We start from the raw sequence: 12,228 nt of genomic DNA on the forward strand, positions 1-12,228 counted from the left end.
TTGTTCTTTCTCTGTGCGATAATCTCTTGTGCAAGATTGTACGGGGAGGGATCTGGATGAACTGCTGTTTGCATCGTAACAGCAATCGTCTATGGACAAGCGTTCTGGGCGCTTTTTTGTTGTGGACAGGTTTTGTTGCGAGCGGCGCAGGGCTGACGTCTGTCAGCGCAGCTTCAGAGCCGGGGCCCGTCATTTCTCTTGTGATCGACGGGAAAGGGATCGCTGCTGATGTGTCGCCGCTGCGCCAGAACGGGCGCATGCTCGTGCCGATTCGCGTGATTGCGGAGTCGACCGGTGCGAATGTCAACTATGATGCTTCTGCGCGGCAAGTAACCGTGACGGAAAATGGGAAACGGGTTGTCCTGCTTGTCGACAGTCGGACGGCATTCGTGGACGGTGCACGTGTGACTATGGATGCGCCTGCGCAACTCGTCCAGCAGCGCACAGTGGTGCCGATTCGTTTTGTGAGTGAGTCCTTGGGGTATCAGGTACAGTGGGATGAGCTAGCGGGCGTAGCGATGATTCAGACCAAACCCGCGGAAAACATCGCTGCGGTCATTCCGTATACGAGCAACCCGTACGTGGTGCAGCCTGGCGACACGTTGAGCGAGATTGCCCGGCAGCACGATACGACCGCCCAGGCTTTGAAGAAGAACAACAACTTGATAACAGAAGATTTGCAGGTGCACCAGCTGCTGTTTTTGCCGAAAGATGCCAAAAGGTCGGAGCATCCGCTGACCAAAGAGGTCCAAGACAGCCGCTTGCTGGACGACAGTTACCTATTTCCTTTTTCTGACAGTAGCTGGTATGAGCCGTATGGCGACAGCTTCGGCTCTGACCGGGAGTGGACGGAAAGCAGTAACGGCAGTGTGCGCGGCCACGAAGGGATCGATATCATGGCGCCAAAAGGAACGCCGGTTTACTCCGCAGCGGACGGCACGATCAATCGGATCGGCTGGAATACGTATGGCGGCTGGCGCATCAACATTACGGACAAGGAAGGGCGCTACCGGCTGTACTACGCCCATTTGAGCGCGTATGTTCCCGGCTTGCAGGTCGGCGGGACGATTCAGGCAGGCCAGTTGATCGGCTTCGTCGGGGACTCCGGATACGGCGGCATGGGGACGGTCGGGATGTTCGAGCCGCACCTTCACTTCGGTCTTTACAAAAACAGCGACGGCAAAGCGATTGATCCGTATTACTATTTGCGCTGCTGGGAGCAAAAAAAAGTGGAAAGCCGCTTCTCATAATGGGACACACTAGGCAGAGTAAATCCTTTTTCACCAAGAGGAGGTCTTTGCATGTGGACTTGTCCTTATTGCGGCGGCAACCACGGACTGCCATTTCACGACGATTATTTGGACGGCATGCTTTGCCTGTCCGACGATTGCGGGAGATTTGTAGAGGAGACGATGATCCCGGACGAGCGGACGGAATGGGACTATAGCGATTTGTGAGAAAAAGGAGCGAACAGGCTCCTTTTTCTTATGCCTTGCGGGGTTGCCCATTCAAACCCGGCGGCAAAATGCACACCCGCTTGAAGTTTCGCATGCTTGATGGCCTGTCATTTGGTTACAATAGAGGAGAGTACGTGATGGAGAAGGGAGAATGAGCGATGAGTGCCAACATAGCGGAAATCGCGTTTCAAAGCACCCAGGTCAATGGGATGAACGTACATATCTTGCCGACGGGCAAATTCAAGACGACCACGATCGTGACGATGATCGAACAGGCGTTGTCGGAGGAGACCGTGACAAAGACGGCTTTGCTCGCGATGGTCATGAAGCGGGCGAGTGCGCGCTTTCCGGAGACAAAGCTGCTGCGCGCCCATCTCGATTTTTTGTACGGGGCGATCTTTGACGTAGACGTCACGAAAAAGGGCGAGCGGCAAATTTTGCAGATTTACATGGAAGTACCCAACGAGAAGTATTTGTCGCAAGAGGACGGGCTGCTCGAGCAAGCGATTCAGTTTGTCGGGGATATGCTCACGCGGCCATATGTAGAAAATGGCGCATTTTTGGAAAAGTACGTCACGCAGGAAAAGGAAACGCTCCGCAAGCGCATCGAGAGCTTGATCGACGACAAAATGAAGTACGCCAACCAGCGCGTCACGGAAGAAATGTGCAAGGGCGAGCCGTTTTCCCTGCTCGTGCAAGGCAGGGTGAAAGATCTGCCGGGCATTACGGGACAGGAGTTGTATCGCTACTTCCAGGAGATCACGGCGACGAATCCGATCAACATGTTCGTGGTCGGCGACGTCGAGCTGCAGACGGTCAAAGAAGCTATCGCAAAGCATATTCCGCTGCAACGTACGCAAGTAAAGGAACTTGCGGTCGGCAACGCATCGAAGTCACCTGCGGAAGAACGGGAAGTGATCGACCGGCTGGAAGTCAATCAGGCCAAGCTCAACATCGGCTGCCGGACGAATATTACATACAAGGATGACGATTATCCGGCCCTGCTGCTCTACAACGGGGTGCTCGGCGGCTTTCCCCACTCGAAGCTGTTCGTCAATGTACGGGAAAAAGAAAGCCTCGCATACTATGCCGTATCCCGGCTGGAAAGTCACAAAGGAATCATGATGATCATGTCAGGCATCGACGTAAACAAATATTCCCGGGCTGTGGAGATCATCAAGCAGCAGATGGAGCAGATGCGTCAGGGCAACATTACCGAAGAGGAGCTGAACCAGACGCGCGCGACGTTGTCCAATCAGTTCCGCGAGCTGCTCGACAGTGCGCGCGGGATGATCGAATATACGTACAACGGCTTGATCAGCGGACGCAAACGCCCATTGGCCGAACTGTTGAAAGCCATCGATACGGCGACGATCGAAGACATCAAAAAAGTGGCGGACAAAGTAGCTATCGACACGATTTATTTGCTGCGCGACAAGAAGGGAGAGGCGTAACGATGCAGACGACGAAATTTGAACAGGTCAATGAAACCGTCTACCAAGAGACGCTGGCTAACGGCCTGCAGGTGTTTCTGGTACCGAAGCAAGGCTTCAGCAAGACGTATGCGGTCTTTACGACGCGGTACGGTTCTGTCGACAGCCATTTCCGCACCCGAAGCGGCGAGGAAATCCATGTGCCGGACGGGATCGCCCATTTCCTCGAGCACAAGATGTTCGAGAAAAAAGACCGGGATGTCATGCACGAATTCAGCAAAAACGGGGCCTCCTGCAACGCCTTCACGAGCTTCAACCGGACGGCGTACCTGTTTTCTTGCACGGACAAACTGGACGACAACCTGAATCTGTTGCTTGACTATGTACAGGAACCGTATTTTACGGATGCGAGCGTCGAAAAGGAGAAAGGCATCATCGGGCAGGAAATTACCATGTACGACGACAACCCGGACTGGAAGGTATACATGAACCTGCTGAAGGCACTGTACAAAGACTACCCGATCAACATTGAAATCGCCGGGACGATCGAGACAATTTCCCACATTACCAAGGAATATTTGTACCAGTGCTACGAGACCTTTTACCATCCGGCCAACATGTTGCTGCTCGTCGTAGGCTCGTTTGATCCGGAAGCGATCATGATGCTGATCCGCGAAAACCAGGCTGCCAAAGAGTTTCCGCCGGCACCGCAGATTACCCGTCTGTTTCCGCAGGAGCAGCCTGAACCAGCCCAAGCCAGGATCGAAGCGAATCTGGCAGTCGGCCTCCCGAAATGCATGATCGGCATCAAGGAGCGCGAGAACGGCTTGACGAAAGAAGCCTTGCTGAAACGGGATTTGACTACGAAGCTGCTGCTGGACATCGCGTTTGGCACCAGCTCCGGCGTGTACGAGCGGCTGTACGACAGCGAGCTGATTACAGAAAGCTTTGATTTTGACTACAGCAGTGAAGAGGATTACGCGTACTCCATCATCGGCGGCGATACGCCCGATCCCGAACGGCTGGTAGAGACGATTCGGGCCGAGATGGAACAGATGAAGCAAACAGGCATCGATCAGGACGAGTTTGAGCGGGCCAAGCGCAAAAAAATCGGCAACTTCCTGCGTTCCCTGAACTCCGTCGAATTTATTGCCAACCAGTTTACCAGCTTCAAGTTCAACGGCAACGACCTTTTTTCTGTAGTGCCGACGTTGGAATCAATCACGCGCGAAGATGTGGAAAAACGCATGCACGAGCATTTTGTCCCTGAACAGATAGCCGTTTCGATCGTTCGTTCCGCTTCGCCACAGGAGTAGTGAACAACATGCATCAACAGACGCCATGGGCGCTAGTGACGGGGGCCTCCGGTGAAATCGGGCAGGCGATTGCAGCCAATCTGGCTCACGCGGGGGTCCCGCTCTATTTGCATTATCATCAATCCGGACACAAACTGGCAGGGCTCCTGCAGCTTTGCCAGCAGCTCGGCGTACCCGCAAGCCCCGTACAGGCCGATTTGCGCGATCCGGCGCAGATCGCGGCAATGTTTGGACAGCTTCCCGTCGCGCCGCTGCTCATTGTCAACAACGCATCCGTCGATCATGTCGGGCTTTTTTCCGATGTGACGGTGGCTCAATTCGACGAGCTTGTGGCCGCCAACGTACGCTCCGCTTTTCTGGTCAGCCAGGCGGGGCTGTCTGCGATGCTGCGCGAGAGGTACGGTCGGATCGTGAACATTACCTCCATCTGGGGCTTGACGGGAGGCTCCTGCGAAGTGCTGTACTCGCTGACCAAAGGAGCTGTCAATTCGTTCACCAAGGCGCTGGCGAAAGAGGTCGCTCCCAACGGAATCACGGTCAATGCGGTTGCCCCCGGTGCGATTGCCGGCGGGATGATGGAGCGTTTCTCCCCGGACGAGGTTGCGGCGATTGCGGAGGAAATACCTGCGAACCGTCTCGGATCACCTGCCGAAGTTGCGTCTGTCGTCCGCTTTTTGCTTTCCCGGGAAGCGAGCTACGTGACCGGTCAGATCATCTCCCCGAACGGCGGCTGGTACACCTGACGACTGCATAAAACACGGCTTTTGGTGGAATTCTACCTGTGTGTGGGCAGCAAATCTGTTCGCAACGTATTTAAGGAGGGAATTTCCACATGTCCGTTCTTGACAATTTTCGTGACTGGAAAGAGTTTCTCGGTGAGCGAGTAGAGCAGGCAAAACAGGCAGGCATGGAAAGCGAAACGCTGCAAAATGTAGCCTACCAGATTGGCAACTACCTGGCAGAGCAGGTCGATCCGAAAAACGACCAGGAGCGCTTGCTCAAACAGCTTTGGGATGCGGGAGACCAGCAGCAACAGCAAGCCCTCGCTTCCCTGATGGTCAAGCTGGTGCAAGATCCCGACAACATCAGCCGAGGCAATTAGCCTGTCAAATCCCCTATTTTGGGGATTTTTCTTTTCTCGGATTGTCGAATCTTGGGAACGTGATATACTACATAAGAAGATAATTCTGTGTCGGAGAGGAATGCGTATGGAAGCCAAGAAAGAGTGGTACATGGAGTACGAAATTGCGCGCAACCGTCCAGGTCTGTTGGGAGACGTCAGTTCGATTCTGGGGATGTTGAACATTAACATCGTGACCATTAACGGCGTCGATACGATGCGTCGCGGCATGCTTCTGTTGACGGACGACGATGAAAAAATAGAGGTTTTGCGCAATGTTGTGCAAAAAATGGACAACATAACCATAACGAGGCTGCGTCCGCCTACGATGCTGGACCGCCTGGCTGTGCGCCACGGCCGGTATATCGAGCGCGACAGCGAAGACAAGAAAACGTTTCGCTTCGTCCGCGACGAGCTGGGGCTGCTTGTCGATTTCATGGCGGAAATATTGAAAAGGGAAGGACATCAACTGATCGGGATTCGCGGGATGCCTCGTGTCGGCAAAACAGAATCGATGATTGCGGCCAGCGTCTCGGCCAACAAGCGTTGGACGTTTATTTCCTCGACTCTGCTGCGTCAGACAGTCAGAAGCTCGCTGGCCATTGATGAAATGTCTCCCGATCATGTATATTTGATAGATGGAATTGTGTCTACGCTCCGTTCGACGGAAAAGCACTACACCTTGCTGCGGGAGATCATGAATTTCCCGGCCGCGAAAATTATTGAGCACCCGGATATTTTTGTAAGGGAATCAGAGTACGAGCTGTCTGATTTTCATTACATTATTGAACTGCGTCATCATCCGGAAGAGGAAATTACCTATGAATTAATCAACAATCGCGGCTTTGAGAATTTTGGAATGAATTAAGGAGGGTCAGCTGTGTCTGAGCTCGGTCAAGTACTACAAAGGGCCCGCGAGGAAAAAGGAATCACGCTCGACGACATCCAACGTATCACCAAGATCCAGAAGCGTTATTTGGAAGCCATTGAAAGGGGCCATTTTCATGTACTTCCCGGCCACTTTTACGCGCGTGCATTTATAAAGAGTTATGCGGAAGCCGTTGGTCTCGACCCAAATCACATCATGAGTCACTTCCAATCCGATTTGCCGGCCCAGCCGCCGACTGAACAGGTGGAGAGGCTGCGCCGTCGCCGGGTGGCATCGACCAATAGTCCATTGCAGGCAGGCCGCTGGGTTACGAAGACCTTGCTCGTCCTGTTTATTGCCTTGATCATTGGCGTCATTTACATAGCCGTTGTGAACAGCAACGGGGGCACGATGACACAGCCTATTCCGGGCAGCAGCGTCAATCCGGGAGCGGAGATCGTCACTCCCGGAAACGGCGGCGGAGCTGCTGCCTCGCCGATCGCGCAACAGCCGAACCCTCCTGCCAGCGTCACCCCGACGCCTGATCCGGTCACAACACCCGAACAGGTCACCGAAGCACCGAAGACGACGATTACATTCGAGTCGCAGCAAGGTTCCATGTACAACTTCGCCGTGCAGGGAGACGAGAAGATGACCGTAAAGCTGAAGGTCAAGGACGATCGCAGCTGGTTTGGCGTCTCCGAAGGCAAAGGAAAGAAATACGTGGAAGAAGGAGAACTGAAGAAAGGCGAGGAAAAAACCATTGAGCTCGGGAAGTCGGCGTACGTGCGTCTGGGCAAGCCGATGACAGTCGAGCTGACGGTAAATGGCGTGGTGGTGGATACTTCCAAAATGAAGTCCATGCCGTCCAATATTGTGCTCAAAATGAAAGAGGCAGTGACCCAATAGGCAAGCATTCGCTTGCCTTTCATTCTTTTGTCTCTTTTGACACTACTTTTCGCTTATATTATACTGGATAGGTGTAATCTGGGCTGGTGTGACCAATTGGAGGAAAAAAGATGGCAGAGAAGGTAGGCGCGCGAGAAAAAGTTGCGATCGTAACATTGGGCTGCGAAAAGAATCTCGTCGATTCAGACATGATGGCCCATCTGATAGATGAAAAAGGCTATGAACTGGTTGACAATCCCGAGGAAGCAACCGTGGTCATCGTCAATACCTGTGGTTTCATCGATGCAGCCAAGGAAGAATCGGTCAACAAGATTTTGGACATGGCTGAATTGAAGGAATCAGGCAAACTCAAATCGCTTGTCGTGGCAGGCTGTCTCACGCAACGCTACAAAGAGGATATCTTGAACGAGATTCCCGAAGTAGACGGCATTGTCGGAACAGGCGATTTTATGTCGATTACAGGGATCATCGAAGAGACGCTCGCAGGAAAGCGCCCGATCTATGTGGGCAATCCGATTTTTACGTATGAAGATGTAGTAAAGCGGAAAGTGAAGGAAGGTACTTACTCTGCATACATTAAAATTGCAGAGGGCTGTGATAACGCCTGTACCTTTTGCAGTATCCCCTTGATGCGCGGAGGATTTCGCAGCCGGACTATCGAATCCATCCTGGAAGAGGCGCGTCACCTCGCTGCACAGGGGATTGTGGAAATAAGCCTGATTGCGCAGGATTCCACCAATTACGGGACAGATATCTACGATGGCAAGCTGATGCTGCCAGAGCTATTGAACCGTCTGTCTGAAGTCGAGGGCATCCAGTGGATTCGCCTTCACTATGCATATCCTGGCTTCTTTACGGATGAGTTGATTCACACATTTGCAACGAACCCGAAAGTATGCAAATACGTGGATATGCCGCTGCAGCACTCGGAGGATCACATACTGAAAAAGATGCGCCGTCCTGGCCGTCAGACCGATATTCGCGCGCTCGTCGCGAAAATTCGCGAGCAGGTGCCGGATGTCGCTTTGCGGACGTCGCTGATTGTCGGTTTTCCTGGAGAGACAGAGGAAGATTTTGACAGACTGTGCGAATTTGTGAAAGACATCCGCTTTGACCGCCTTGGCGTATTTACGTATTCCAACGAGGACGACACGCCAGCGTCCCGCCTGCCGGACCATGTGGATGAGGAAGTCAAGGAAAAACGTGCCAACCTGCTGATGGAAATTCAGCGGGAGGTGGCCGGCGACCGCAACAGCCGCTTTGTCGGCCAGGTGCTGGATGTTTTGATCGAACGGTATGAAGGACACAATGACATTTACGTGGGACGTACGCAATACGATGCCCCGGAAATTGACGGTGAAGTGTTCGTCTCCGGTTTTAAGGGGGAACTGGGCTCAATCGCAAAGGTTAAGATCACGCACTCCTTTGAATACGATTTAGCTGGGGAGGTAGTCTAGGTGAATCTCGCCAACCGCATCACCCTCGCCAGGATTTTCCTGGTGCCGGTCGTTATGTTTTTTCTGCTGGTGCGTTACAACATCGGGACTTTTACGATTGGCAGCCTGACGATGACAATTAACGAGCTGATTGCGGCTCTGGTGTTTATCCTCGCAGCCAGTACGGACGGACTCGACGGATACATTGCCCGGAAGCGGAAGATCGTAACGAATTTCGGCAAGTTTTTGGACCCGCTCGCCGACAAGCTGCTCATCTCGGCGGCATTGATTTCGCTTGTGGAAATGCAACGTCTGGAAGCGTGGATTGCCATTGTCATCATCAGCAGGGAGTTCGCGGTGACGGGTCTGCGGTTGATCGCTGCAGCCGAGGGACAGGTTATTGCTGCCAGTGCACTGGGTAAAATAAAGACGTGGGTGCAGATTGTAGCAATTACGGCCGTAATGATACGGAACTTTCCGTTTGAATTTCTCGGCATTCCGTTCGACGAAGTGGCAACATGGGCAATGGTCATCATCACGATTTACTCCGGGTACGACTACTTTGCGAAGAATCGCAACGTTATCCAATACTCGTAATGCGGGTATTGGTCTCTTTTTTCACAAGGCTCTTCTCCAATGCGTCCTACGATGATAGACTGTTAGTTTAGAGGCTTTTGTACTCTTGATGAAAATGGGTGAGAAGGATGAGAGCGGAGATCATCGCGGTAGGGACCGAATTGCTTTTGGGGCAAATCGCCAATACGAACGCGCAGTTTTTGTCGCAAAAGCTGGCGGACATTGGCATTGGTGTATATTTCCATACGGTCGTAGGCGACAATGCGGAACGCCTTGACCAGGTGATTCGCCTGGGGGCGGAGCGCTCTGACCTGGTTATCTTCACAGGAGGGTTGGGACCGACGCAGGACGACTTGACCAAGGAAACAGTGGCGGCGCATGTCGGTGTCGAACTGGTGACGGACGCACCGGCCATGAAGCACATCGAAGACTTCTTTGCACAACGCGGTATTACCATGACAGAGAACAACCGGAAGCAGGCGCTGGTTTTGGCAGGCAGCCATGTTTTTGCCAACGACTACGGGATGGCGCCGGGAATGGCGATCCGTCATGACGGGACGACATTTGTTCTCTTGCCTGGACCGCCGAGCGAGCTGTATCCGATGGTGGAGCGATACGTGTTGCCGTACCTGACGGAGCTGTTGCCGGAGAAACAGGTGTTCCATTCCCGCGTTTTCCGTTTCTATGGCATTGGGGAGTCGGCGCTGGAGGAGAAACTGATCGATCTGATCGAAAAGCAGGACAACCCGACGATTGCTCCGTACGCCAAGGAGTTCGAGGTCACGCTGCGCGTCACGGCAAGAGCGGCGACGACAGAACAAGGGGAAGCGTTGATCCTGCCGGTGGAGGAAGAGATTCGCAGGCGCGTCGGGCAGTACATATACGGCACGGGGGAAAATTCTTCCCTGCATGAGGTACTGGTTCAGGAACTGGCCAGGAGGGGCGAGACCATTGCTTGTGCAGAAAGTTGCACGGGCGGCACCGTCGCGTCGCTCATCACCTCTGTGCCGGGCAGTTCTGCTGTGTTCCGCGGAGGCGTTGTCTGTTATACCAATGAAGTCAAAAATCAAGTCTTGGAAGTTCCGGCAGATGTGCTCCATACGGATGGGGCGGTCAGTGCAAAAACGGCAAAGCTGCTGGCAGAGCATGTAAGAGAAAAGCTGGGCTCCACCTATGGAGTATCAGTGACGGGAGTAGCCGGTCCCGATCCGTCTGAAGGCAAGCCAGTCGGGCTGGTCTACATCGGGATTGCGGCTGAAGGTTCGTCAACGGTGGTGAAAGAGCTGCGCCTCGCGGGTAGAAGGCATGCGATCGTTGGCCGCGCCGCCAAATTCGCGCTGTTTTACGCGCTGCAAATGCAAAAAGAAAGGTGACGTATTCATGACGATGTTTTCTGATTTTCCTTTACATAAATCCATTCTTCAAGCCATCCATGACATGGGCTTTGAAGAACCATCGCCGATCCAGGCTGCCTGCATTCCGAAAGTGCTGGAGGGCGGAGACCTGATCGGTCAAGCCCAGACAGGTACCGGGAAAACCGCTGCGTTCGGGATTCCGCTCATCGAAAAGATCAGCCCGGCGAACCGCGTGCAGGCGATCGTCCTCACGCCGACCCGCGAGCTGGCAATCCAGGTAGCGGGCGAGCTGCTGCGCATTTCCAAATACAACAAGGTGCGCACGCTGCCGATCTACGGCGGTCAATCGATCGGCCATCAAATCCGTGCGCTGCGCCAGGGCGTGCAAGTCGTCGTTGGGACGCCGGGCCGCGTCATGGACCACCTGCGCCGCAAAACCTTGAAGCTGGATCATGTACATACCCTCGTTCTGGATGAAGCGGATGAAATGCTGGACATGGGCTTCATCGAGGACATCGAGACGATCATTACGCAAATGCCGCAGGAGCGTCAGACCTTGCTGTTCTCGGCGACCATGCCGCCTGAAATCAAGCGCCTGGCAACCCGCTACATGAAGCAGCCGCAGACGATCGCGGTCAGCCGCGAAGAAGTGACGGCGCCTTTGATCGAGCAAGTGTACTACAAAGTGTTCGACCGCAATAAAGTCGAGAGCCTCTGCCGCATTCTGGACAGCGAGGACGTCGAGCTGGGCATTATTTTCTGCCGCACCAAGCGCGGTGTAGATGAGCTGACGGAGGTCCTGCAAGCGCGCGGGTATTTGGCTGACGGCTTGCACGGAGACCTGTCCCAGGCGCAGCGCGATAAAGTCATGAACGCCTTCCGCGAAGGATCTATCGAGTTCCTCATCGCTACAGACGTCGCTGCGCGCGGGATTGACGTGGGCAACGTATCGCACGTAATCAACTACGACATTCCGCAAGACTCGGAAAGCTACGTTCACCGCATCGGCCGCACGGGACGCGCAGGCCGCAAAGGGATTGCCATGACTTTGGTGACCCCGCGCGAAGTCAGACAGATGATGTTCATTCAAAAACAGACAAAAGCGCAAGTGCAATCCCGCAACGTTCCTTCCCTCGAGGAAGTGGCGGAGCGCAAGCAGGAACAGCTGCGTGAGCAACTGACCAGCCTGTTGGAGAGCGATGCGATCGCAGATATGTACCAGAAAGTGGCGGAATCTCTGGCCGCTCAATATCCGGCGGAGAAAGTCGCGGCGGCTGCCCTCCACCTTGCTTTCCACAGCGAAGCAGGCCAGACCCAGGAGGTGGAAGCGTACAACTTCGGCGAAACAGGCGCGGCAAAAGGCATGGTGCGCTTCTTCCTGAACGTGGGCCGCAATGCCAACATGAAGCCGCAGGATCTCGTCCGCGAGATTTCCGAGTCCGTAGGCATTCCGGGGAAAGCCGTGGGCCGCATTGACATTTTCGAGAACTTCACATTCGTGGAAGTGCCGGAAGATGTCGCGGCGTTCGTATACGAGTCTTTGCGCCAGACCCGCATCAACGGCAAGCGGATCAACCTGGAGCCGGCGAAGCCGCGCGGAGCCAAGCGCTCTTAGGCAGTACCTGCCAGCAAACCAAAGACAGCCATCTCGCCAGCAGCATGGGCGGATGGCTGTCTTTTTATGATGCGAATATTTGTTCGCAAAAAATACTTGGCAAACCATTCTGTCTCGATGTATGATGGAATCAAGCAAAACAG

The 12,228-nt window shown here is 53.9% G+C and carries 12 protein-coding genes; all 12 read left to right on the forward strand.

Features of this window, described 5'->3' with window-relative positions; genetic code table 11:
* Positions 1-56 precede the first annotated feature (56 nt).
* The 12 genes from ACFSO0_RS15685 (at position 57) to ACFSO0_RS15740 (ending at position 12,085) form a co-directional block, all read left to right on the forward strand.
* Positions 57-1,250 carry a stalk domain-containing protein gene (locus tag ACFSO0_RS15685; RefSeq protein WP_376881770.1) on the forward strand — a complete coding sequence of 398 codons (1,194 nt, stop codon included), beginning with the start codon at positions 57-59 and terminating at the stop codon, positions 1,248-1,250.
* 51 nt (positions 1,251-1,301) lie between these two features.
* Positions 1,302-1,457 (forward strand): hypothetical protein, encoded by a 156-nt coding sequence (locus tag ACFSO0_RS15690; RefSeq protein WP_376881772.1) that lies wholly within the window; start codon positions 1,302-1,304, stop codon positions 1,455-1,457.
* A gap of 158 nt (positions 1,458-1,615) precedes the next feature.
* Positions 1,616-2,911, forward strand: coding sequence for an EF-P 5-aminopentanol modification-associated protein YfmF (yfmF, locus tag ACFSO0_RS15695; protein ID WP_376881773.1), 1,296 nt, complete (start codon positions 1,616-1,618; stop codon positions 2,909-2,911).
* 2 nt (positions 2,912-2,913) lie between these two features.
* Positions 2,914-4,206, forward strand: a complete 1,293-nt coding sequence (yfmH, locus tag ACFSO0_RS15700; protein WP_376881775.1) for an EF-P 5-aminopentanol modification-associated protein YfmH — start codon at positions 2,914-2,916, stop codon at positions 4,204-4,206.
* Between the two features lie 8 nt (positions 4,207-4,214).
* On the forward strand, positions 4,215-4,949 hold the full coding sequence (ymfI, locus tag ACFSO0_RS15705) for an elongation factor P 5-aminopentanone reductase (protein ID WP_376881777.1): 735 nt from the start codon (positions 4,215-4,217) through the stop codon (positions 4,947-4,949).
* Positions 4,950-5,038: 89 nt separating this feature from the next.
* Entirely contained in the window at positions 5,039-5,308 is a 270-nt protein-coding gene (locus ACFSO0_RS15710) for a DUF3243 domain-containing protein (RefSeq protein WP_376881779.1), read from the forward strand.
* Positions 5,309-5,414: 106 nt separating this feature from the next.
* Positions 5,415-6,194 (forward strand): YmfK family protein, encoded by a 780-nt coding sequence (locus tag ACFSO0_RS15715; RefSeq protein ID WP_376881781.1) that lies wholly within the window; start codon positions 5,415-5,417, stop codon positions 6,192-6,194.
* A gap of 12 nt (positions 6,195-6,206) precedes the next feature.
* Positions 6,207-7,103 carry a helix-turn-helix domain-containing protein gene (locus ACFSO0_RS15720; protein ID WP_376881782.1) on the forward strand — a complete coding sequence of 299 codons (897 nt, stop codon included), beginning with the start codon at positions 6,207-6,209 and terminating at the stop codon, positions 7,101-7,103.
* A gap of 110 nt (positions 7,104-7,213) precedes the next feature.
* Entirely contained in the window at positions 7,214-8,560 is a 1,347-nt protein-coding gene (gene rimO / locus ACFSO0_RS15725; protein ID WP_376881784.1) for a 30S ribosomal protein S12 methylthiotransferase RimO, read from the forward strand.
* Entirely contained in the window at positions 8,561-9,136 is a 576-nt protein-coding gene (gene pgsA / locus ACFSO0_RS15730) for a CDP-diacylglycerol--glycerol-3-phosphate 3-phosphatidyltransferase (RefSeq protein WP_376881786.1), read from the forward strand.
* 107 nt (positions 9,137-9,243) lie between these two features.
* Entirely contained in the window at positions 9,244-10,488 is a 1,245-nt protein-coding gene (locus ACFSO0_RS15735; RefSeq protein ID WP_376881787.1) for a competence/damage-inducible protein A, read from the forward strand.
* A gap of 7 nt (positions 10,489-10,495) precedes the next feature.
* A complete protein-coding gene (locus ACFSO0_RS15740) occupies positions 10,496-12,085 on the forward strand; it encodes a DEAD/DEAH box helicase (RefSeq protein ID WP_376881789.1) in 1,590 nt (529 codons plus the stop codon).
* Positions 12,086-12,228: the final 143 nt, after the last annotated feature.

It is taken from the genome of Brevibacillus sp. GCM10020057 (assembly GCF_042683565.1).
In the GTDB taxonomy this organism is placed as follows: domain Bacteria; phylum Bacillota; class Bacilli; order Brevibacillales; family Brevibacillaceae; genus Brevibacillus.